The 21,724-nt window shown below is 61.5% G+C and carries 18 protein-coding genes; 7 read left to right on the top strand and 11 right to left on the bottom strand.

The annotated features are described in order from the left end of the window. Positions 1–11: 11 nt before the first annotated feature. Entirely contained in the window at positions 12–3,596 is a 3,585-nt protein-coding gene (locus P3T24_RS04760) for a response regulator (RefSeq protein ID WP_429432810.1), read from the bottom strand. Between the two features lie 371 nt (positions 3,597–3,967). Continuing rightward, the gene (gene katE / locus P3T24_RS04755; protein ID WP_429432808.1) at positions 3,968–6,082 is read right to left on the bottom strand and encodes a catalase HPII; all 2,115 of its coding nucleotides are present in this window, start codon (positions 6,080–6,082) and stop codon (positions 3,968–3,970) included. 276 nt (positions 6,083–6,358) lie between these two features. On the opposite strand from katE, the gene P3T24_RS04750 reads away from it, so the two are divergent. Together P3T24_RS04750 and P3T24_RS04745 are read left to right on the top strand one after the other, a co-directional pair. Then, positions 6,359–6,745, top strand: a complete 387-nt coding sequence (locus tag P3T24_RS04750; protein ID WP_429432807.1) for a hypothetical protein — start codon at positions 6,359–6,361, stop codon at positions 6,743–6,745. A gap of 26 nt (positions 6,746–6,771) precedes the next feature. Continuing rightward, a complete protein-coding gene (locus P3T24_RS04745) occupies positions 6,772–6,972 on the top strand; it encodes a hypothetical protein (RefSeq protein WP_429289019.1) in 201 nt (66 codons plus the stop codon). A gap of 27 nt (positions 6,973–6,999) precedes the next feature. Here the strand turns inward: P3T24_RS04745 and P3T24_RS04740 are convergent, their stop codons facing one another. Both P3T24_RS04740 and P3T24_RS04735 read right to left on the bottom strand, forming a co-directional pair. Then, entirely contained in the window at positions 7,000–7,269 is a 270-nt protein-coding gene (locus tag P3T24_RS04740; protein ID WP_074268489.1) for a hypothetical protein, read from the bottom strand. Positions 7,270–7,760: 491 nt separating this feature from the next. Continuing rightward, a complete protein-coding gene (locus tag P3T24_RS04735; protein ID WP_429432805.1) occupies positions 7,761–7,961 on the bottom strand; it encodes a CsbD family protein in 201 nt (66 codons plus the stop codon). A 932-nt stretch (positions 7,962–8,893) separates the two neighbouring features. Here P3T24_RS04735 and P3T24_RS04730 point away from each other — a divergent pair. After that, complete coding sequence (locus P3T24_RS04730) at positions 8,894–9,376, top strand: hypothetical protein (protein ID WP_074268490.1); 483 nt, start codon at positions 8,894–8,896, stop codon at positions 9,374–9,376. Positions 9,377–9,483: 107 nt separating this feature from the next. Here the strand turns inward: P3T24_RS04730 and P3T24_RS04725 are convergent, their stop codons facing one another. Then, positions 9,484–10,287 carry a MipA/OmpV family protein gene (locus P3T24_RS04725; protein WP_429433245.1) on the bottom strand — a complete coding sequence of 268 codons (804 nt, stop codon included), beginning with the start codon at positions 10,285–10,287 and terminating at the stop codon, positions 9,484–9,486. A gap of 375 nt (positions 10,288–10,662) precedes the next feature. Then, a complete protein-coding gene (locus P3T24_RS04720; RefSeq protein WP_429432803.1) occupies positions 10,663–11,553 on the bottom strand; it encodes a LysR family transcriptional regulator in 891 nt (296 codons plus the stop codon). Between the two features lie 184 nt (positions 11,554–11,737). On the opposite strand from P3T24_RS04720, the gene P3T24_RS04715 reads away from it, so the two are divergent. Beyond that, positions 11,738–12,463, top strand: coding sequence for a pirin family protein (locus P3T24_RS04715; RefSeq protein ID WP_429289022.1), 726 nt, complete (start codon positions 11,738–11,740; stop codon positions 12,461–12,463). Between the two features lie 217 nt (positions 12,464–12,680). Further along, positions 12,681–12,860 carry a hypothetical protein gene (locus P3T24_RS04710; RefSeq protein WP_367946975.1) on the top strand — a complete coding sequence of 60 codons (180 nt, stop codon included), beginning with the start codon at positions 12,681–12,683 and terminating at the stop codon, positions 12,858–12,860. A gap of 47 nt (positions 12,861–12,907) precedes the next feature. Here the strand turns inward: P3T24_RS04710 and motB are convergent, their stop codons facing one another. The 5 genes from motB to ahpC all read right to left on the bottom strand — a co-directional run bounded on the left by motB (position 12,908) and on the right by ahpC (position 19,043). Further along, positions 12,908–13,885 (bottom strand): flagellar motor protein MotB, encoded by a 978-nt coding sequence (gene motB, locus P3T24_RS04705; protein ID WP_429432801.1) that lies wholly within the window; start codon positions 13,883–13,885, stop codon positions 12,908–12,910. A gap of 21 nt (positions 13,886–13,906) precedes the next feature. Beyond that, positions 13,907–14,776, bottom strand: coding sequence for a flagellar motor stator protein MotA (gene motA / locus P3T24_RS04700; RefSeq protein ID WP_074268495.1), 870 nt, complete (start codon positions 14,774–14,776; stop codon positions 13,907–13,909). Between the two features lie 399 nt (positions 14,777–15,175). Further along, positions 15,176–16,342, bottom strand: a complete 1,167-nt coding sequence (locus tag P3T24_RS04695; protein WP_429432799.1) for an alkane 1-monooxygenase — start codon at positions 16,340–16,342, stop codon at positions 15,176–15,178. Between the two features lie 370 nt (positions 16,343–16,712). Beyond that, positions 16,713–18,308, bottom strand: coding sequence for an alkyl hydroperoxide reductase subunit F (gene ahpF, locus P3T24_RS04690; RefSeq protein ID WP_429432797.1), 1,596 nt, complete (start codon positions 18,306–18,308; stop codon positions 16,713–16,715). Between the two features lie 171 nt (positions 18,309–18,479). Further along, complete coding sequence (gene ahpC, locus P3T24_RS04685; protein ID WP_074268498.1) at positions 18,480–19,043, bottom strand: alkyl hydroperoxide reductase subunit C; 564 nt, start codon at positions 19,041–19,043, stop codon at positions 18,480–18,482. A gap of 204 nt (positions 19,044–19,247) precedes the next feature. Between ahpC and P3T24_RS04680 the strand changes: the two genes are divergently transcribed. Further along, positions 19,248–20,678: an MFS transporter gene (locus P3T24_RS04680; RefSeq protein WP_074269456.1), complete on the top strand. Its 1,431-nt coding sequence runs from the start codon at positions 19,248–19,250 to the stop codon at positions 20,676–20,678. Between the two features lie 186 nt (positions 20,679–20,864). Then, a complete protein-coding gene (locus tag P3T24_RS04675) occupies positions 20,865–21,482 on the top strand; it encodes a cation diffusion facilitator family transporter (RefSeq protein WP_429432795.1) in 618 nt (205 codons plus the stop codon). The last annotated feature ends 242 nt before the right edge of the window (positions 21,483–21,724 follow it).

The following is a 21,724-nucleotide window of genomic DNA, read 5'->3' as shown; positions in this document are numbered from 1 at the left end:
GTTCTCTGCCACTAGCGTTGCCGCAGCCAGACGCGGCAGAGCGCGACCAGCTTGTCGACATCGATCGGCTTCGAGATGTAGTCGTCCGCCCCCGCTTCCAGGCAGCGCACCCGGTCGTTCGCCATCGCCTTGGCGGTCAACGCGATGATCGGCAGATGGGCGAAGCGCGGATTGCGGCGAATCTCCGCCATCGCGGTCAGGCCGTCCATCTCCGGCATCATGATGTCCATCAGCACCAGATCGACTTCCGCCTCCCGGTCCAGCAATTCAAGCGCTTCACGGCCGTTGCGCGCAATCTGCAGCCGCGCGCCGAGAGGTTCGATTACGTGCGACAGCGCGAAGATATTGCGTACGTCGTCTTCGGCGAGCAGGATGCTGCGGCCTTCGAACGCGTTGTCGCGTTGCCGCACGGTGCGCAGCATGCGCTGCTGCTCCGGCGCGAGCGACGACTCCACGCTATGCAGGAACAGCGTGACTTCATCCAGCAGACGCTCCGGCGACTTCGCCCCCTTGATGATGATCGACTTCGAATAGCGGCGCAGGCGGTGTTCATCCTCGCTCGACAGCATCCGGCCGGTGTAGACGATCACCGGCAGCGCCAGATAGGCGGTGTCGAGCGCGAGCCGTTCCAGCAGGTCGTAACCAGTGCCATCCGGGAGCGCGAGATCGGTCACGACGCAGTCGAAACTGCCGGCCGCCAGTTCGTCGAACGCGGCGGCAAGCGTCGCCACCGCCACGATCTCCGTATTGGCGCTTTGCAGCAACGCGCGGATGCTTTCGCGCATGGGCGTGTCGTCCTCGATCACCAGCACGCGTTTGAGGCGCTGCTGCAGACGCGCCTCGAGGCGTCGGATCGCCGCTTCCAGGGTCGAGCGTGCAGTCGGCTTCAGCGTGTAGCCGATCGCGCCCAGATGCAGCGCCTTGTCTGCGTGATCGGTGGCCGAGACAATGTGGATCGGAATGTGGCGCGTGAGCGGGTCGTTCTTCAGCCACTCAAGCACCGTCAGGCCCGAACGGTCCGGCAGGCCGACGTCGAGCAGCACGGCAGCCGGCCGCATGTCGCGCACGAGGGCGACGCCGCTGGTGGCGTCCGTGGCGTGCACGAAGTCGAAGTCGAGCTCGTGCGTCAGATCGCGCAGAATCTCGGCGAACGTCGGATCGTCCTCGATCGCGAGAATCACCCGGCCGCCGCGCGCCCGCTGATGCCGGTCGTCGTCGATCGGCGCGCGGCTGATTTCCTCGGCGCCATTCAGCGCCGCGCCGGCTTCGGCAAACGCGGCGGGTCGATGCGTGTTCGGGGCGACAGCGCCGTTCGCGCTTGAGGCGCTAACGGCGGGGGGCGAAGCAGGTGATGGGGACGACGAGCTGTGAGCCGTCTTCGGCACCGCGGTAGGGGCGACTTGCCGCGACGGCTCGTCGTGTTGTAGTTCGGTATTCGCGGACACCGCGCCGCTCGCATCCACCGGCAACCACAGTGTAAACACACTGCCCTTGCCCAGTTCGCTCGTCACCGAAATGCGGCCGCCCAGCAGCCGCGAGAATTCGCGTGAAATCGACAGACCGAGGCCGCTGCCGCCGTAGTGCCGGCTGGTGGAACCGTCGGCCTGCTGGAAGGCTTCGAAAATCAGTTCGAGCTTGTCCGGGGCAATACCGATTCCGGAATCGCGCACATCGAAACGCAGCATGCCGCTCTCGGCCAGCGTCACGCCAAGCGAGACCTCGCCGCGTTCGGTGAACTTCACCGCATTCGACAGAAGGTTGCGCAACACCTGCACCGCGCGTTGGCTATCCGTGACGATCATCTCCGGTACGTCTTGCGCGCGCTCGAAGCTGAGCTTCAGATGCTTGGCGGAAGCCATCGGCGTGAAAGTCTCGCGCAGCGCCTGCAGGGTGGCGTCGAGCGAAACCGTTTCGAGTTCGATGCTGATCTGACCGGCTTCCACCTTCGACAGATCGAGAATGTCGTTGATCAGCACCAGCAGATCGCTATTGGACGCATGAATGGTCTCCGCATAGCGCACCTGCTCTTCGGTCAGATTGCCAGTGCGGTTCTGCTGCAGCAGCTTGGCAAGAATCAGCGAACTGTTCAGCGGCGTGCGCAGTTCGTGCGACATGTTGGCGAGGAACTCGGACTTGTAGCGGCTCGCCTGTTCCAGGCGTGCCGCGTTGGCCGAGAGCTCGTCTTGCGCGCGGATCAGATCGGCCTTTTGCCGCTCGAGCCGCTGCGCGTATTCCTCGAGCTGCACATTGGTCTGCTCGAGCTCGGCCTGCTGGTTTTCGAGCCGCGCCTGCGACTCCACCAGCGCCCGGCCGCGCTCCTCGAGCCCTTCGTTCGAGACGCGCAGCTCTTCCTGCTGAACCTGCAATTCTTCATTCAGTTGCTGCGTTTCGATCAGCACGTCCTGCAGACGCTCGCGGTACAGCGCCGCCTCGAGAAAATCGCCCATGCCGCCCGCAATCAGTTGCAGCAGTTCGTGATCGCGCTCGACCAGCGCCCGGACGAAACCGAGTTCGACCACGCCGTTGACGACGCCGTCGTTCTCGATAGGTAGCACGATCAGGTTTTTCGGCGGACTCATGCCGAGGCCGGAGACAACCTTCACATAATCGTCAGGGACGTCCTGCAGAAAAATGGTGCGGCGCTCGAGCGCAGCCTGGCCAATCAGGCTTTCGCCGCTTTGAAAATGCTGGGTGGCTTGTTCATTTTCGGGCGTATAGCCATAAGAAGCGGCGCGGCGCAGCGCGCCGGTATCCTTTTCGCGCACATAGAGTGCAGCCACCGCCGCCCCGAGATACTGGCCGAGAAACTCGAGCATCGCGCGGCCGACGAGCGATGGCGTGACCTGCCCCACCACCTTCTCCGCCAGCAGCCGCTGACCCGAGCGCAACCAGACCTGCTGCTGCAATACCTCGGTCTGCAGGTCCTGCTCCTTGAGGACGCCGTCGTAGGTGGCGGAGAGAGCCAGCAATTCACGCCGCCCCATCCAGGCCAGCAGGCCGCTGACCAACAGACTGAAGAACAGGAAGGCGCTGACCAGCGTGGTCGTGACACTTCGCGCCGCCGCAGCGCGCTCCTGCCGCAAGCGCAGCTCGACGTTAAGAAATTCGGCGAACTCGTTGCGCGTTTCGTCGAACTCCATCTTGCCTCGGCCGCTCACAAGCTCCGGCTGGAAGTTCACGTTCTTGCGCCGCAGATCGATCACCTGTTGCGCGTAACGATCCCATTGAGCCTGCACGGCCTCGATCTGCTTGAGGCGATCGACCTGCGGAGGATTGTCGGAGACCATTTCCTCCAACGATTTGATCTCCGTATGGAAGCGCGCCTGACCCACCTCGTACGGCGCGAGAAAGTTCTCGTCGCCGGTAATCAGAAAGCCGCGCATCGCAGATTCGCGATCGACCGCGAGACGCAGCATCTCATTGGCGTCGCCGATTACCCGCTCCGAGTGTTCGGCCCAGTTCATGGTATTGACGAGGTATGCGATCAGCGCGACGAACAGCGCCGCGGTCAGAAGACCGACGCCTAGTGGCAGCGCGATGTTACGACGGATGATGCGGCGAAATCGATCTTGATCGACAGCAGTGAAGGCGGGCATTTTTTCTATGTTTCGTCTGGTCAGCTTGCTCGGCTCGGCAATTTCGACTGATGTACCGCCACCACAAGATACGTTGCGGCTGTCATGCTGCCAAAACGGTAGCCGGATGCAACGCAAGGCCTTGGGAAGCGCGCGGTTTGCCTTCTCACCGCGCGGCGGCCTCGTATCATACAGCGACAGTAGGGTTTCAATCCACGCGGCCTGCCTGTGCGCGGCAAGCCGCGTGTTGGCGGTTTGATCGGACAGGCGTGAGCAGCAAGCGGCGTGCCCGACCACGGCATGCGTCGCTCGCTGTCGCCATCAGCGGAGGCAAGGATGGTGCTTCCGTTCGCACCTCTGCCTCCGCTCCCGCTTGCGCTAGCCCCGCCCCGTCAGGCCGGCACCGACTCCGCCATCGCCGCGCGCGACCAGACCCGATGCTGTTCTGCCGCGGCAACGAATACCTTCAGCACCTGCGCGAGCTGTTTGTCGTCGCCGGTCGCCACGCCGTCGGCATTCTCCGGCAAGTGCGCCGCCGACAGCACGTCACGCCCAGCGCCCAACGCCGCAATCGCCTTGAGATGCTTGAACGCTTCGAGTACGAAATGCCGTGCGTCGCCCGATTGCGCGAGCGCCTTCGCACCCGCTTCGCCGCCTGCGACGACGATGGCGTCGAACATGATCGACGGCATGCCGGCAATCGTCGCGTCGGGTTGCAGGTTACCGATAGCGGCGAGAGTCGGCGCTATCAATAGCGGCGTGGCGCCTTCGTCGCGCAGGGCCTGCTGGAGTTTGCCAAGCGACGCGACGTCCGAACCCGGCGCTGCCAGCAAGGCAATCTTGCGCGTCTTGATGCCCGGTTTTACACGGTTGAGCAGGCTCAATGCCGGTGAGGTCTCCGGTTCCGACGCAACCGGCGCCTTGCCCTTTTTCGGCACAGGCAGGCCCAGGCCAGTCGCCACCTTGGCTGCCAGGTCCGCGTCGAAGTTGGCGAGGATCTGGTTCACCACGCGCTCGCGAATCTCCGGCTTCGTGACCTTGCCGAGTTCGAACTGGTAGGCGGCCGCAATGTGTTCTTTCTCGACCTCCGACATGCTGCGGTAGAACAGCGCGGCCTGCGAGAAGTGATCGGCAAACGACTCGCTGCGCACGCGAATCTTCGCGCCGTCGATGCGCTCGTGATAGCTCTCGAAGCCACCGTCCGCTGCGGCAGGATCGGTTTCCTTCGGCCAGCCGCCATTCAGCGAGTTCGGCTCGTACGAAGCCTGACCGACATGGATCGCCTGACGGTGCATCGCGTCACGCTGGTTGTTCTGGAACGGGCATACGGGACGGTTGATCGGAATCTCATGGAAATTCGGTCCGCCCAGTCGGCTGATCTGCGTATCCGTGTACGAAAAGAGTCGTCCTTGCAGCAGCGGATCGTTGCTGAAATCGATGCCCGGCACGACATGGCCCGGATGGAATGCCACCTGTTCAGTCTCGGCGAAGAAGTTGTCGGGGTTGCGGTTGAGCGTCATCTTGCCGATGATTTTCACCGGCACCCGCTCTTCGGGAATCAGCTTGGTGGGATCGAGCAGATCGAAGCCGAAGCTGTTTTCATCTTTCTCTTCGACGATCTGCACGCCGAGTTCGAACTCCGGGAAATTGCCTTGTTCGATGGCTTCCCACAGATCGCGCCGGTGAAAATCAGGATCCTTGCCGGCGAGTTTTTGCGCCTCGTCCCACAGCAGCGAGTACGAGCCGAGCACCGGACGCCAGTGAAACTTGATAAAGCGCGATTTACCCGCCGCATTGACGAAGCGGAACGTGTGAATGCCGAAGCCTTCCATGGTGCGCAGGCTGCGCGGAATCGCGCGGTCCGACATGGTCCACAACACCATGTGGGCGGACTCGGGCACTAGCGACACGAAGTCCCAGAAGGTATCGTGCGCCGATCCGCCGGTCGGCATTTCGTTCGGCGCTTCCGGTTTGACCGCGTGGACAAAGTCCGGAAACTTGATGGCGTCCTGGATGAAGAACACCGGCATGTTGTTGCCCACCAGGTCGTAATTGCCTTCCTGTGTGTAGAACTTGACGGCGAAGCCGCGCACGTCGCGCACGGTATCGGCAGAGCCGCGCGGTCCCTGCACGGTCGAAAAACGCACATATACCGGCGTCTGCACCGATGGGTCCTGCAGGAACGCAGCCTTGGTGTACTCGCTCATCGACTCGTACACCTGAAACACACCGTGCGCGGCCGAACCGCGCGCATGCACGATCCGTTCGGGAATCCGCTCGTGATCGAAGTGCGTGATCTTTTCACGCATGATGAAATCTTCGAGCAGCGACGGACCGCGCGGACCGGCGCGCAAGGTGTTCTGGTTGTCGGCGATTTTCACGCCCTGATTGGTTCTGAGCGCCTCGCCATCGGGGCGCAGGCGAAACTGTTCGAGATCCTGTGTCTTGGGATCGGCGCCCGTGGTCGTGCGGCCGGCGGGCTGCCGGTTGTTCGATTTACCTGCCATGGGGAAACTCCTTGCGTACGGCGCGACCGAGCGAAACGTCGGCTTGGCGCGGACCTTCGGTTCAGCAAGGGGTGTTCCCAACGGCGCGTGCGGAGCGGCGCTTTTGTCGATTCGGGAAACGCCTGGATCGACCCCGATTGCACAAATCACTGTATGAATGTACAGTGTCTTTTCTTACCTTTCCGGGCCGTCGGCATCCGTAGCGCGTGATTCCGGCGTCTGATCATCGGGCAATGCCCGGTCTGCTAAAACGCGCGGCAAATAGATGGAGAAGACATGCTGCGATCTCTGAGCGCGGGAGTTGTGCTGCTTGTAGTCGCCACAACTGTGGCGGCAGCTGCGCCATCAACTGCCGCAGCAGGCGCGCATTACGTGGAAGTCTGGAATCCGCCGGAAGCGCGCATCGCTTCGCCGGTGGCAGCGGCCAAATCCAGGGTAAAGCCGGGCAAAACCGCGCTGCTGGCGCGGAGCATGGGCAAAGCTGCTGCGCCACACCGCATCGCGGATCGACTGTCCAAGGCTTCGACTACAAGGCGTCTGGGCATCGACGCCGCAAAGAAAACCACCAGTCCGCGCTTTATCGACATTCCGCGCATCTTGACACCCGAAGGCAACGTGCTGCAGGTGAGCACCGGTCGCATGGCTGTTTCCGTGGTGCGATGACGCTGGCTATCCACGCGCGGCAAAAGATGGAACCTGAAACCTACAAGGGCTATGCGATCTGGGGCCATGCCATCGTCCAGGACGGCGGGTACGCGTCCAGCGGCACGATCACGCACGGCACAAAGCTGATCGAAGGATCAGGGATTCTGGGCAATTTCGAAACGGACGAAGAAGCACGCCTCGCGGGACTCGACTGGGCTCGAGCGTGGGTCGACAGTCACGGATAGCGAACGCCAGGGCCGCGACTGTTTAACCTAGGGTTGGATGAGCGCAAAACTGTCACGCCCTGAGTACCCCATAAAGTTGTCGATCAGCAGCAACAGGTCTGCCTCATCAGGCCTCGTGCCCCACCGGCTATGTCCGGAAATCGACGCAATCGCAAACCATGAATGCGGCGGAAACCATTCGGCATGCACAGTGCGCTCGCCGATGATGCGCAGACGCCCGGTATCGCAAAGATACTCGGCGCGAACCGTTTCCCCTGACACCACCTTGCTGGCAGTAATCGGCGCAGGCTCAAACATGGCGTCCTCCCGTTTGTGGATCCCTGTTGTTCAAATCGTGTGAATAGCTTTTTTGGGTTCCCCCAAGCGGTTCAATTCCGCGTGGTGCTGGTCCGGGCCGAACCATGCCCGCAACGGCAGCGCGCGCGTCAGCCGTCAGGTGTTATAAGGCAAGTTTTGTGCCGATTCGATCAACTGACCGTCTGACGGTCTTTTGCCCAAACGTCAGTTTTTTGGCCTGCATGCTTGTGTGGCGAGCCGCCCGTCTTGTGTGCCAAAGCGAGCAAATCGGCACTGCTTCGGTGCGCACCGCAGCGGTACTTTAAAGGGAGCCATTATTAGTACGGTATCCGAATCAATTGTCGGACGATGCGGGGCAGCGATAGCGTCGAACAGACGTTTGATTGGACATTAATGCGAGCGACAGAGGGCGGCCGCGTCACGACGCGACCGCCCCCAGCGGTGAAATACGGCTACGCCCCGTTCAACCCTGCACGGGGCTTACACCGCGATCAGTGGGTGCGCTTTGCGGGGTGCTTCACCGCATCCTTGGCTTCTTCCCGCGCATCGCCCATGTCCTTGCGGGCCTGACCCATGCCCTGCTGGATATCGCCCTTCATTTCGCGGCCGACGTTCCCAGTGGCCTTCCCTGCCACCTCGTTGACCTTGCCCTTGGCCTTTTCAGCAACGCCCTTCACCTGGTCCTTGTTCATGACGTCCTCCAAAAGTGCGACTTGTGTCGCGACGTTCATCACGCCGCAAGCAGTGTTCCTGCTATCAGGGAATTTCCAGCTTGCCTTCCTGGCGTGTAGCGCTCCACTTCAACCCTGGTGCGATTCCTCTGCCGCGCCGGAATTGCAGGCTTTTTGACTCGACCAGACGTCCCGGTTGCCCGCAATTCAATGAAATGCGCCGCCAATTCCCCTCGTTTCGCCGGATCGCATTTACTGCATCGCCTTTACACTGTTTTCCATGGGCACGACGAATCACTAAGCCCATACGCGGTCTTCCCCCCGCGTTGTTTTGACCGTACCTGTAGAGCAGCACGTAGAGTAGTCCGTAGAGCAGTCCGGCAGGTTGCAGTAGAAACGGCAGTTGCTTGTACGCAGTACGTAGTCGTAGCACGCTCCAGCATCACGAATAACGCATCAGGCAGTACGCTCCAGCATCACGTTGTCCGTAGTAACGCAGTCGCAGTCCGCAGCACGCAGTTGCAATACCGGTAGCAGAGCAGCACCTCAGCAGCGCATCGACGAAGCGCTCTCGCATCAGATGCAATGAAAGCAACAGGGGTTTGCAGCAAAAGAAGGTAAAGGACCGAAGGACCACGTCTCAAGCAGTTTGAAGTGCAACAGCGTTGTTTTGATGGGAACCACGTCGGCAAGCATCCACGCGCCTGTGCGACTCTTCCATCCTGTCCGGCCCTGTCCCCCGTGGGACAGGGCTTTTTTTTTCGGCCTCGGCCGCGTCACACCTTGACACAACTGCCCCGGTCAAGCGTCTCAAAATTTAAGGCTATCTTAATTGTTGCTTGCGATGATGCTGACACGACGCGCCTACAAGGTTGCGAATTGTCCCGCCGGTACGCCGTCTGCAAGAAGCTTCTCTGGCGAACCGAGCGTTACAGAACGAGGTTAAAACCGTCATGCCGAACAAATCGCAAAGCCGCAAACGCAACCAGCCTGCCATGTCGCCGCTGCTGCGCGCCCTCACGTTTAGCCGGGCCGCGCACGAGCCGGTCACGCAGGCGATGCTCCTGCAGTGCTATACCGCCCTCGATGCGTTCAAACGCGGTCACGGCTCACGGGATCTGTTTATGACTCTCGGCCGGCATTTTCTGGTGTCCGAAGAGCTTTGCCGTCTGGGACTCGAGCCGCAAGGTCTCGAGTACATCGAGAGCGCACACGGCGCGATGGTGCAACTCGACGCCGCAGAGCATCAGCAAGGCGACTGGGCATTGGGCGAGGACGAGTACCTGCGCGTGTGCGCGGCGCTGTCGATTCTCGATGCGCAACTGTCCGCCGCTTCGCTCGAAACGATCGCACGCGCCGAAGCCCGCATGGTGGAAGGTCTGATGAGAGCGGGCCGGAAAGAAGCGGTCGCCGAAGCGCCGACCACCGTCTGCTAGGACCGCGGCCGGAGTTGGGTTGCGCCGGGTGCGTTGTAGCAACCGGTTCGCGAGCGACTGCAGGCCGCGCGAGGGCTCAAGCCGGAGCCCGCGCGCAACAAGCTCGCTCAGAACTGGTAATTGATCGACAGATCCAGCACCCCGTTCGACGAGCGCTGAGTGACAGGACTATGCGCCGCGCTGCCGACCAGTTGCTCCAGCGCAAAGTCGCACGCCGCAAACCAGTGCTTCTGGAAGAACCAGATCGCACTGACGCCGAAACCCGCCGACTTCAGACCCGCACTCGCGTGATAGTACGAGTACTGGGATTCGGCGGCCTGCTGCTGGTCGATGCCGAACCAGGCGTTCATGTATTTGGAATCGGCGAAGGTCAGACTCGGCCCTGCAAACCAGAAGAACGTCTTCGAACTGCCGGGTAGCGGCATATAAGCGCCGATGTCGCCGATCCAGCCATTCGAACCGCCGAAGCTGCGGCGGATATCGGCGCGCAGCACCATCGGAAAACTCTTCGATATGACATAGTCGCCAGCCAGTTTCAGTTCCGGGGCGGGGTTGATGTTGCCAAGGCCGTGCAGATGCTCGTCGTCGTCCTGACCGCGCCGTCCCAGGTCATAGGCAACCGCAAGGCTGATCCGCCAGTTCTGGCCTTGTGCCACATTGGCGCCGAAGCCTTCGCCGGTCGAAGCAAAATACAGATCGCTATAGCGGATGTCGATGCTCGGGCCGCCCTCGAAGTGATATCGATCGGCGCCGTCATAGCGCGGCTGGAAGGCGCCGGCGATACCGACCGACGCTTGCCACGTGGGGATTTCCGGTTCCATCAATTTTTCCAGCGGCACCCCCGCCGAATATTGCCATTCCTGCAAAGGCGCCGGCGTTTGAGCTTTGGCTGGCGTGGCGATCACGCTCATGCCGGCGACAGTGGCAGCAACCAGCCATGGCGTTGCGGCCGCTTTTTTGTTGGAACGGCTCCGGGCCGCCCGCGTTGTATGTCCGTTCGACACCCATCCTCCGATCGCGCTGGTCGCGAATGAATTGACTGGCCGCTTTCCAGATCCCGCGAGGCTGTATCGATTGCCACGCAGCCATGCCTGGGCATGTAATTCTTTCAGCGGCTGGTACATATGAGTTGGCCGATGGCGGCATTTGATGTCGCCGCTGGCCGAACTTGCCGGCTGCGACGACTTCTGGCCCCATCCTGCCAATATCTGCAAGGCTCGACGAGTGCAATATCCGGGCCTGATCGAGACGTCGAGCGGTCGGGCCCGTCGATTTGCGTCACTCCCTCAGCGAGTCAACGTCTTCGCCAGTTGCTCGCGCAGAAATGCGGTGAATGACTGGATCGTAATCGAGCTTTGCCGATGCTGCGGATAGACTGCAAAAAGCGCGGTTGCACGCGGCAGAAACGGCTCCAGTACGGGGACGAGCTGACCGGCCTTAAGCGCGGCGGAGACGATGAAATCCGGCAGGCGCGCAATGCCGAGCCCCGCAAGCGCCGCATCGCGGATCAATTCGCCGTTGTTGGCACGCAGCGGTCCGTGCACCTCCACGGCCTTGTGTGCGCCGTCCAGCACGAACTCCCAGCTCGCTGGGCCGCCGTGTCCATACAGAAGACAGGCATGCCGCTCGAGCTCGGCCGGCGCGACGGGCGTACCGCGCCGGCGCAGGTACTGCGGGCTGCAGCAGACCACCATCCGGACTTCCGCGAGCTTTTGCGCGATCAGCGTCGAATCGGCCAGCGTGCCGATGCGGATGGCCATGTCGAACCCCTCGCCCACCACATCGACGGTGCGATCGCTCAACTCCATGTCGAAGCGCACGTCTGAATGTTTCTTCAGGAACATCGCTACCAGCGGCGACAGATGGACCATGCCGAACGACATCGGCGCACTCACCCGCAGCAGCCCATGAGGTGACGCCCGCCGCAGCGACATGGCCTGCTCGGCCTCTTGCACCTCACCGAGAATGCGTTTGGCCCGCTCGTAGAACTCCTGGCCGAGTTCGGTGACGGCAAGCTTGCGCGTGTTGCGGATCAGGAGCCGCACGCCGAGTGCCTCTTCGAGCGCCATGACGCGGCGACTGACGAACTGCTTCGACAGCGACAGCCGGTTGGCTGCGGTGGTGAAATTGTGCGCGTCGACCGTGGCGACGAAAATCCGCATGTCATCGAGTTGCATGGGCTCGCTCCTGGGTGTTGATCATGGTCGCCCGTCTGTGGTGTCGCCTGCCGCCCCATTGTCAACCGTGGCGAGACAGTGTTTCTAATTACGTCACGATTATAAGCACATTGATTGACGTAAACTGCTCTAAATGGATCACGGACGACAACCCTCTCCGGATCGCACATCAAGGAGAAAGAACATGCTCGACATCAGACACGCCAATCAACGCGGCCGCGCGGAGCACGGCTGGCTTAGTTCGCGTCATACGTTTTCCTTTGCCAACTATCACGACCCGAAGCAGAACGGCTTTTCGGATCTGCTGGTGATCAACGACGACCGCGTCGCGCCGTCGAAAGGCTTCGGCACGCATCCGCACCGCGACATGGAAATCTTCTCGTACGTGCTGGAGGGTGCGCTGGAACACAAGGACACAATGGGCACCGGCTCGGTGATCGTTCCCGGCGACATCCAGTTGATGAGCGCGGGCACGGGCGTCGCCCATAGCGAGTACAACCACTCGCGGAGCGACTCTGTGCACTTCCTGCAGATCTGGATTGCACCGGCGCTCAAGGGCACGCCGCCGCGTTATCAGCAGAGCCGTTTCGGCGACGCGGAAAAGCGCGGTGCGCTGCGCCTCGTGATCTCGCCCGATGGTGCGAACGAGTCGCTGGTGGTGCAGCAGGACACGCGCGTTTATGCCGGACTGTTCGACGGCGACGAGAGCGCCCGGCTGGAACTGGCGGCTGACCGGTATGCGTATGTCCACGTGGCGCGCGGCAGCGTCGACGTGAACGGTCAGACGCTCGGTGAAGGCGACGGTGCGCGGGTCCGCAATGAACAGGTTCTGACGTTCTCACAGGGTCACGACGCCGAAGTACTGGTGTTCGATCTGCGTAACATCGAGATGTCGGAACTCTGGTCCTGAGCGCCGCGCGGCGAACGCACGAATTGCATCCGTTATTACCTGCTGTTCCCGTCATGGCGGCATATTTGACTGAACTACGATGGCTCTGTGGCTTCCATGAAGCTACATCCAGTACGTGGGCCTGATCGTGTCAATATGCCGCCGCCTGACGGGAAGAGTTGATCGATACGGGGATGCAGTCTGCACGCCGCTTGATAAAGGATCGGCCGTGGATATCATGAAAATTGCCAGAGCAGCGGGTTTGCAGATTCTGCTAGATGCTCGGATTGGCCGTGAAACCTATCACAGCGTGAGTGGATCGCTGCTTTCGTTGCAGCGCTTCGCAGAGGCGGTTTGCGCCGCTCAGGCGGATGAGTTTGCGCAGCAGCAGGAAGCGTCGGCAGCACACGAAGCATAAACAGCCAGGGTGGCGATCTCGCATCGCCGCCCTGGGTTTTAGACGCATTACGGCGCGCTGACCTTGCCGGTTTGCTCCTTCGTCAGCGCTGCGGGCAACACCCCGCTCGCGGCCGCTGCTTCGTCGACCGTGGTGCGGCCACCGTCGCGGAAAAACGCCTGCACCGCAGCGTTGTTCAACACGAGAATGCTGATGCGGCGGTTGGTCGGTTCGTCGGCGACGTTTCTGTCCAACGGCAACACGTCAGCCAGTCCGCGCACCTGCAACAGTTTGTCCTCCCTTAAGCCCCCTGCCACCAGCGCGCGCCTTGCGGCGTTGGCGCGGTCGCTGGAAAGCTCCCAGTTCGAATAGCCGGCGGTGCCGCCCGAGTAAGGCACGGCGTCTGTATGGCCGGCAATCGACACGCGATTGTCCACGTCGTTGAGCGACGCGCCGATCTGCTGCAGGATCGTCAGCGCGTAGTCCTCCAGTTTCGAACTACCCGAGGCGAACATCGGCCGCTTCAGCGAATCGACGATCTCGATACGCAAACCTTCGTCGGTGATCGACAGACGAATCTGTTCCTTGTAGGCGTGCAACGATGGCGTCTGCTCGATCAACGCACCGATTTTCGCCTTGAGCTGCGCGAGCCGCTGCGCATCCATCTGCATGGCGGGCGGGCTGACCGTAGGCGGGGCGGGCTGGACCTGATTCTTGTGCGCCACGCCCGGCCGGCTGTCCGAGGCGTCGCGTCCGCCGCCTTGCACCACGCTCGGCCGCGCCGCACCGGTGCCTTCCTTGCCGCCTAGCAAGGTGGAAAGCGGCGTGTTGAAGTAATCCTCGATGCCCTCTTTGTCGTACTGCGAGGTCGAGCCCAGCAGCCACATCAGCAGAAAAAACGCCATCATGGCCGTTACGAAGTCGGCATAGGCGATCTTCCATGCACCGCCGTGATGGGCCTCGTGTGCCGCACCCTTGCGCAGACGCCGCACCACGATAGGCGCCGACGCCTCCCCCGCGCTACCGCCCGACCGGTTCTCAGCCATGACTCGTCTCCCTCATCCTGGTCAGGCCGCCTTGGGCATTTTGGTGGCGCGCACCGCGTCTTCGAGCTCCTTGAAGCTCGGCCGGTCCGCGGTAAACAGCACCTTGCGGCCGAACTCCACCGCAACGGGCGGCGCGTAGCCGCTCATCGAGGCGAGCAACACGGCCTTGACGCACTGAAACGGTTTGGCGGCGGCGCGACCCTTGGCGTTGAGCAGGTCGGCGAGCGGCCCGATGAATCCATACGCGAGCAGAATGCCAAGGAAAGTGCCCACCAGCGCACCGGCGATCATCTCCCCAAGCACCGCGGGTGCGGCTCCCACCGAGCCCATCGTATGCACCACGCCCATCACCGCGGCGACAATGCCGAACGCCGGCAAGCCGTCGGCCATCTTCTGGATCGCATTGGCCGCGACGGAGGCCTCCGCGTGATGCGTCTCCAGTTCCTCGTCCATCAGGTCCTGCATTTCCAGCGCGTTCACGTTGCCGCTCGACATCATGCGCAGATAGTCGACGATAAAGTCGAGCAGATGATGATCCTGCAGAACATGCGAATACTTCTGGAACAGCGCACTTTGTTCGGGCGCCTCGACATCCGCCTCGAGGGACATCATGCCTTCCTTGCGTGCCTTCTGGAGCAGTTCAAACAGCAGCGCGATCAGTTCGAGATATTTCTCTTTTGTATAACCGCCGCCCTTGAAGCAGGTAGGCAAACTCTTGAGCGTCTTTCTCAGCGTCGTGACTGGATTGCTGACGACAAACGCCCCTATCGCCGCACCGAAAATACACAGGAGTTCGAATGGTTGAACCAGGGCAGGAAGATGTCCTCCTACGCCGATAAAACTACCGATCACCGACCCCAACACCAATACCCATCCGATCGCAACAAACATGGCCTCTCCGTTTCAAACGCGGATTTAAACTGCTGCACTTCCACGCCGGACCAGTTCGTTCAGCGTAGCGGTGCCCCTCTCGATAATCCGCACCGGAGCAGGCGCGCATGGCTGCGCCTCTCCGGAGAGATTCTATGTTCTTGATTGGTGCAAGCCTGATTGACCTGCGCCGAGTGCATGTAACGGCGCATTTCCGGTTTGCTTGAACCCAGGATTTCCCCGCGCAGGAGAAATGTTCCACCCGGTTAATAGCTCTGTTTTCGGCAGCGCAGCGAATTTCTTAAGCGATAAATTTATCAATCGCGTCCAGGCCTTGTGCGGCTTTGGTCTCTTTTTTTAATCGGTAAATATGGCCTTTATGGCGCAAACGTTTGATGTTCGCGAATGGCGAATCAAACATCAACTCGTAACCGCTCCGGAAAATTCTGCCAGCACGCGTTCGCGTATTGCGGGTTTAATATTGGAGTGCTCCATATTGCCGCGATAATGCGCGACCACACGCGGATTCATCACGCGGAACCACAGCGGCGGCACATAAGCCACCATGATCATCGTCGCGTAACCGGACGGTAATTGCGGCGCACCTTCGAAGTGACGCAGTGCCTGAAACGAGCGCGTCGGATTGGCGTGATGATCCGCATGGCGTTGCAATTGGTAAAGAAACAGGTTGGTGACGACGCGATTGCTGTTCCATGAATGCTCAGGGCGGCAGCGCTCGTATTTGCCGTTCGGCAACTGCTTGCGGCCTAATCCGTAGTGCTCGAGATAATTGACCACTTCGAGCAGCGAGGCGCCGTATATCGCCTGGATCAGCAGGAACGGAATCACGACCTTGCCGAATAGAACAATCATCGCGCCCCATAGCACTGCGGTCATCGCCCATGCATGCAATACCTCGTTGCGCCAGCTCCACGGCGAATGACCGCTGCGCGTGAGCCGCTCTTTTTCGAGCCGCCACGCCGATGCGATGCTGCCGAACACTGTGCGCGGCAGGAACGCCCAGAAGGACTCGCCATAGCGTGCGCTGGCGGGATCGGGCGGCGTCGCTACCCGCACGTGATGGCCGCGGTTGTGTTCGACGAAGAAGTGTCCATAGGCGACTGGCGCCAGCGTGACCTTCGCCAGCCAGCGCTCGAAGCGGTCGGTCTTGTGACCGAGTTCGTGAGCAGTATTGATCGATGCGCCGGTCGCCGAACCGAGCGAGAGCGCAAACCCCAGGTAGTCGTACCATGCGAGCACATGGGTTCCGACGATCCACACTGCGCCGAAGAACGAGACGTATTCGATGAAGGTCGCGAGGCAGACGATGCGCCGGTAATAGCGCTCGCGCTCGAGCACGGGCGCCACTTCCTCAGGCGGATTGCTGGGGTCGTCGCCGATCGCGTAGTCGAGGACCGGGATAATGCCGAACACAAAGATCGGACCAAACCACCAGAAGATATGCCAGCCCGTGAGCAGCGCAAGAGTGGCCGCGTGCAGCGGCAACGTGATGGTCAGCGCACCGAGCAGCCAAAGGTAGCGCTTGCCGTCGACCCAACGCGCGGGCGCCGTTTGCGAAGAGGCCATCTCTGTCTCCTTTTATGTTGCCCTTCGTCCTTAAGCCCACTCGCACGCGTTGAAATGCACACGGTTGGCTGCCGCGAAAGGTCTGCTTCGATTCACAGATTTATATGGTGAGACGAGCCACTTCGCCAAGAATTGAATCCAGGCGGCGAACTCCAAACAAAGCAGTGCGGGCCGCGGCCGTGAGGGCCCGCGTCAAGCGTGTGAATGAAACGGGTGTATAGATGCGCCGATGGAGTTCAAGCGCCACCGGCTTCGATGCGGGAACCGAAAACAATGAAGCCCGCACAAAGGCGGGCTTCATTGCAAGGCAACAACTGGCAGCTGGCTTTCGTCAGTCCAATCAGGACCGCCTGCCGCTCACGAAGAAAACTTAGGCCTCCGCAAGCGCCGCAGCGTCCTCGACTTCCGCTTCGTCATCCGCGCTATTGCGAATCAGGTGATCGAAGGCGGAGAGCGATGCTTTCGCGCCCTCGCCCACGGCGATGACGATCTGCTTGAACGGCACCGTCGTCACGTCGCCAGCTGCGAACACGCCCGGCACCGACGTCGCGCCGCGCGCATCGACGACGATCTCGCCGTGCTTCGACAGTTCGACCGTGCCCTTCAACCATTCGGTGTTCGGCACGAGACCGATCTGCACGAACACGCCTTCCAGTTCGACCTGCTTCGTTTCACCCGAGCGCAAATCCTTGTAGACGAGCCCGTTGACCTTCTTGCCGTCGCCGGTGATCTCGGTGGTCTGCGCCTGCGTCACGATCGTCACGTTAGCGAGGCTGCGCAGCTTGCGTTGCAGCACTTCATCAGCCCGCAGTTGCGCGCCGAATTCGATCAGCGTGACTTCGCGCACGAGGCCGGCCAGATCGATTGCCGCTTCCACGCCCGAGTTGCCGCCACCGATCACCGCGACGCGCTTGCCTTTGAACAGCGGGCCATCGCAGTGCGGGCAGTAAGCCACGCCATGATTGCGATATTCGCGCTCGCCCGGCACGTTGATTTCGCGCCAGCGCGCACCGGTGGCGAGCACGATCGTCTTCGCCTTCAGCACCGCGCCGCTCGCCAGACGTACCTCATTGATGCGGCCCGGAACCAGTGCTTCAGCACGCTGCACGTCCATGATGTCCACTTCATAGCTCTTCACGTGCTGTTCGAGCGCCGTGGCAAACTTCGGTCCTTCGGTCTCCTGAACGGAGACGAAATTTTCGATCGCGAGCGTGTCGAGCACCTGGCCGCCGAAGCGTTCCGCAACCACGCCCGTCTTGATGCCCTTGCGTGCCGAGTAAATCGCTGCCGCAGCGCCCGCGGGGCCGCCACCGACGATCAGTACATCGAACACCGGCTTCTTCGCCAGTTCCTTGGCCGCACGCGCACCTGCGCCGGTATCGAGTTTGGCGAGAATTTCCTTTACGCCGCTACGGCCCTGGCCGAACACTTCGCCGTTCAGGAACATCGTCGGCACGGCCATGATCTGGCGCGCTTCCACTTCGTTCGGGAATACCCCGCCGTCAATCGCCACGTGGCGGATGCGCGGGTTGATCAGCGCCATCACGTTCAGCGCCTGCACGACTTCCGGGCAGTTCTGGCAGGTCAGCGAGAAATACGTTTCAAACTGATAGTCGCCGTCGAGCTCGCGGATCTGTTCGATCACCGCGTCGTCGAGCTTGACCGGGTGGCCGCCCACCTGCAGCAGCGCCAGCACCAGCGACGTAAATTCATGTCCCATCGGGATGCCGGCAAAGCGGATGCCCGTGTCCTTACCCGGCTCGCCGATCGAGAACGAAGGCTTGCGCTCCGCGTCGCCGCGCCGCTCGATCACGCTGACGCGCGCCGACAGCGTCGCGATGTCGTTCAGCAGTGCGAGCAGTTCCTGCGATTTGGCGCTGTCGTCGAGCGAGGCCACGATCTCGATCGGCCGGCTGACCTTTTCCAGGTACGATTTCAACTGAGTCTTGAGATTGGCATCCAGCATGGCTATTCGAATTCCGTGACGAGGGTTGGGCTCCGGGCGCCACCCACATTGCGTGGCGAGGAGCCGTGCGGGCCGTATGCACATGAAGCTGCATTGCGCGTGATACCGTCCGCACGGAGAAACGCCAGCGAGTGGCGTGTACTGCGATGAAGCCGAGCTAAGCGGGAGCGCTTAGATCTTGCCGACCAGGTCGAGCGACGGGGTCAGCGTTTCAGCGCCCGGCGTCCACTTGGCGGGGCACACTTCACCCGGATGCGCTGCGATGTATTGCGCAGCCTGCACCTTGCGCAGCAGTTCGCCGGCATCACGGCCAATGCCGTTGTCGTGGATTTCGCACAGCTTGATCTCGCCTTCCGGGTTGATCACGAAGGTGCCGCGCAGCGCCAGGCCTTCTTCTTCGATCAGCACGTCGAAGTTGCGCGAGATGGCCAGTGTCGGATCGGCGATCATCGGATACTTGATCTTCTGGATCGTGTCCGACGTGTCGTGCCATGCCTTGTGGGTGAAGTGCGTATCGGTCGACACGCTGTAGATCTCGACGCCAAGCTTCTGGAATTCGGCATAACGATCGGCCAGGTCGCCCAGTTCGGTCGGGCAAACAAACGTGAAGTCAGCCGGGTAGAACACGACGACCGACCACTTGCCCTTCAGGGTTTCGTCGGTAACGGTCTGGAAGTCGCCATTGTGGTAAGCGGTTGCCTTGAAAGGTTTGATCTGGCTGTTGATGATCGGCATCTGATGCGTCCTCTTTTGGTACGTGGTTGAGAAAGTGATGACAGTATGTCTGGATCCACTTAATAGAAAAAGTTGATTGTTTAAATCGTCATCATTGGATTTGACTATTTCTCCTTCCAGGAGAAATCCCGGCCCCGGATGCCGGCTTTGGCCGTCTTCGGCAATACTTCTACTTTTCTACTTTTTCCTCGCAAACGGACCGCGATGACCGACACCCAGAAACGCCCCGGCTTCATCGGCTGGTTGCCCTATATCGTCGCGGCGACCTTCTTCATGGAGTATCTGGACACCACGGTGATCGCCACCGCCCTGCCGCAGATGGCGCGTTCATTCGGCGTGGGTCCGAACAGTCTCAGCCTCGGCATGACGGCCTACATGCTGGCGCTGGCGATTTTCATCCCGGTAAGCGGCTGGGTTGCCGATCGGTGCGGGTCGCGCACGGTCTTCTTTAGCGCGATCGGCGTGTTTACGGTCGCGTCGGTGTTGTGCGGGATGTCGCAAAACGTGACGGAATTCACCGCCGCGCGTCTGTTGCAAGGGATGGGCGGCGCGATGATGGTCCCGGTCGGCCGGCTGATCGTGGTGCGCAGCACCGAGAAAAGCCGCCTGATGCAGGCCATCTCGACCATTACGTGGCCGGCGATCGTCGCACCGGTGGTCGGGCCGCCGATCGGCGGCTTCATCACGACCTACGCGAACTGGCGCTGGATCTTTCTGCTGAACGTGCCGTTCGGCATCGCGGTGATGGCGGCAGTGGTCGCACTGGTGCCCAACCTGAAAGGCAGCGAGCGCCGCCCGCTCGATCTCGTCGGCCTGCTGCTGAGCGGCGCCACCCTTACTTCGATCCTGTACGGCGCCGAACTCGCCAGCCAGCCCGGCGAAAATCCGTGGATAGCGGGCGCCCTCGTGGCAGCGGGTCTGGTGATCGGGTTCGTGGCATTCCGGCATGCACAGCGCCATCCGCATCCGCTGATCGACGTCTCGACGCTCAGAATTCCCACTTTCTCGGTGACGGTGATAACCGGTTCGTTCACACGTATCGGCATCGGCGCGGTGCCGTATCTGATGCCGCTGCTGTTCCAGATCGGCTTCGGTCTGTCCGCGTTCAAGTCGGGGCTATTGCTGCTGGCGAGCGCGCTCGGCAACCTGGGTATGAAGGCGTTGACCACGCGCATCCTGCAGCGCTATGGCTTCCGGATGGTGTCGATCGTCGACGTCGCCGCAGCCGGCGTCTTCATTATCGCCTGCGGCCTGCTGACGCCACAGGCACCACTCGCCTGGGTGCTGATCGTGATATTCGGATATGGCGTGGCGCGCTCGATGCAGTTCACGACGCTCGCCACCCTCGCCTACGCAGACGTCGCCCAGCCGCAGATGAGCGCGGCCAGCACGTTGTGGAGCGCGGCGGCGCAAATGACCATCGGCCTGGGCATTGCCTTCGGCGCGGTGGCGTTGCGCGGTGCCGCCGTGTTCAACGGCGAGACCTCAGGGCATGTCTTTACGCTCGATGACTTCCGCATCGCATTTCTCTGCGCCGGATTGGTGACGCTCGCGTCGGTGTGGGGTTACTGGCAGCTGGAACACAACGCGGGGCAGAGCGTCGGCGGAGGCTCGCGGCGCCAGGACGCTTCCTGAGCGTGATCAATGGCGTGGACGTGAGCCAGGCAGAAGCCTGCTACCGCGCCCCACCTGTCACATCCCCGCAACGTTGGACGGTTAGTTTGCTTGCACTACTCGAAATCACTCGAAACCGTCCTCCCAATGACATCGCCGCCAGAGCGTCCCCGACAGTCGCGCGGCAGTTCCTTCAAGGCCGCTTATATGAGTGCGGTGCTGAATGCCGTGCTGATGGCCATGCAGATTGTCATTGGCCTGTTCGCGCATTCCGACGGCCTGGTGGCTGACGGTATCCATACGCTCAGCGATCTCGCCGCCGACGGCGTCGTCATCGCCGTGCTGTTTCTCGGCGCGGCTGCGGCCTCCGGCCGGCGTGCTCCCAGCAGCGACGGCGGCTTCCATGCATCGCTCGCGACGCTTGTCATCGGCGTGCTGTTGATCGGCACCGCCGGCGAGATGCTATGGCATAGCATCGGACCCGCCACGATCCTCACTGTCAGCACCAGCATGCGTGCAAGCGCGCTGGTGGTCGCGGTCTTCGTCATGTTCGCCAAGGAATCGCTGTTCCGCTATATGCGGTCGGTGGCTCAACGAACACATTCTGGCGTTCTGCTTGCCAGTGCCTGGCACGCCAGACTCGACGCGGTTTCGGCGCTGGTTGCCGTGATGGGCATTCTCGGCAGCATGGCCGGCCTGCCGATGCTCGATCACGTCGCGGCCGGTGTGATCGGCCTGATGATCCTGCGCATGGGTTACAACAACTGCTGGTCGGCGCTGAAGGACCTGGCCGCCCGGCCGCTCGGCAACACTGCCGGGCAATGACAGCGACAGAGGCAAGCGCCGATGCCTCGCAAGCAGGCACATAAGCAAACGCCGAGCAAACGCCGCTTGACTGGCCCTGCCGTTTGTGATCCTATTACGCCCATGTTCGCCGCACAGACCCTGCTATCCCTCCTACTACTAGCCCGCTCTACCGGGCTAGGTCTGCTGCTACGCGCTTCCCGCATCTAACGCATCTGAAGCGCAGTTAATTCCCCAGTTTTGCTGACCTTGCCCCGGTTGCC

The sequence above is a fragment of the Paraburkholderia sp. GAS33 genome (assembly GCF_050436645.1).
Lineage (GTDB): Bacteria > Pseudomonadota > Gammaproteobacteria > Burkholderiales > Burkholderiaceae > Paraburkholderia > Paraburkholderia phenazinium_B.
Note: the sequence above shows the minus strand (reverse complement) of the source record. Positions and strands in the feature narration are given on the sequence as shown.

Excerpts from the sequence above, each read along its gene's own strand:
- P3T24_RS04760 (WP_429432810.1), bottom strand. The coding sequence starts at position 3,596 with ATGCCCGCCTTCACTGCTGTCGATCAAGATCGATTTCGCCGCATCATC.
- katE (WP_429432808.1), bottom strand. The coding sequence starts at position 6,082 with ATGGCAGGTAAATCGAACAACCGGCAGCCCGCCGGCCGCACGACCACG.
- P3T24_RS04750 (WP_429432807.1), top strand. The coding sequence starts at position 6,359 with ATGCTGCGATCTCTGAGCGCGGGAGTTGTGCTGCTTGTAGTCGCCACA.
- P3T24_RS04745 (WP_429289019.1), top strand. The coding sequence starts at position 6,772 with ATGGAACCTGAAACCTACAAGGGCTATGCGATCTGGGGCCATGCCATC.
- P3T24_RS04740 (WP_074268489.1), bottom strand. The coding sequence starts at position 7,269 with ATGTTTGAGCCTGCGCCGATTACTGCCAGCAAGGTGGTGTCAGGGGAA.
- P3T24_RS04735 (WP_429432805.1), bottom strand. The coding sequence starts at position 7,961 with ATGAACAAGGACCAGGTGAAGGGCGTTGCTGAAAAGGCCAAGGGCAAG.
- P3T24_RS04730 (WP_074268490.1), top strand. The coding sequence starts at position 8,894 with ATGCCGAACAAATCGCAAAGCCGCAAACGCAACCAGCCTGCCATGTCG.
- P3T24_RS04725 (WP_429433245.1), bottom strand. The coding sequence starts at position 10,287 with ATGAGCGTGATCGCCACGCCAGCCAAAGCTCAAACGCCGGCGCCTTTG.
- P3T24_RS04720 (WP_429432803.1), bottom strand. The coding sequence starts at position 11,553 with ATGCAACTCGATGACATGCGGATTTTCGTCGCCACGGTCGACGCGCAC.
- P3T24_RS04715 (WP_429289022.1), top strand. The coding sequence starts at position 11,738 with ATGCTCGACATCAGACACGCCAATCAACGCGGCCGCGCGGAGCACGGC.
- P3T24_RS04710 (WP_367946975.1), top strand. The coding sequence starts at position 12,681 with ATGAAAATTGCCAGAGCAGCGGGTTTGCAGATTCTGCTAGATGCTCGG.
- motB (WP_429432801.1), bottom strand. The coding sequence starts at position 13,885 with ATGGCTGAGAACCGGTCGGGCGGTAGCGCGGGGGAGGCGTCGGCGCCT.
- motA (WP_074268495.1), bottom strand. The coding sequence starts at position 14,776 with ATGTTTGTTGCGATCGGATGGGTATTGGTGTTGGGGTCGGTGATCGGT.
- P3T24_RS04695 (WP_429432799.1), bottom strand. The coding sequence starts at position 16,342 with ATGGCCTCTTCGCAAACGGCGCCCGCGCGTTGGGTCGACGGCAAGCGC.
- ahpF (WP_429432797.1), bottom strand. The coding sequence starts at position 18,308 with ATGCTGGATGCCAATCTCAAGACTCAGTTGAAATCGTACCTGGAAAAG.
- ahpC (WP_074268498.1), bottom strand. The coding sequence starts at position 19,043 with ATGCCGATCATCAACAGCCAGATCAAACCTTTCAAGGCAACCGCTTAC.
- P3T24_RS04680 (WP_074269456.1), top strand. The coding sequence starts at position 19,248 with ATGACCGACACCCAGAAACGCCCCGGCTTCATCGGCTGGTTGCCCTAT.
- P3T24_RS04675 (WP_429432795.1), top strand. The coding sequence starts at position 20,865 with ATGAGTGCGGTGCTGAATGCCGTGCTGATGGCCATGCAGATTGTCATT.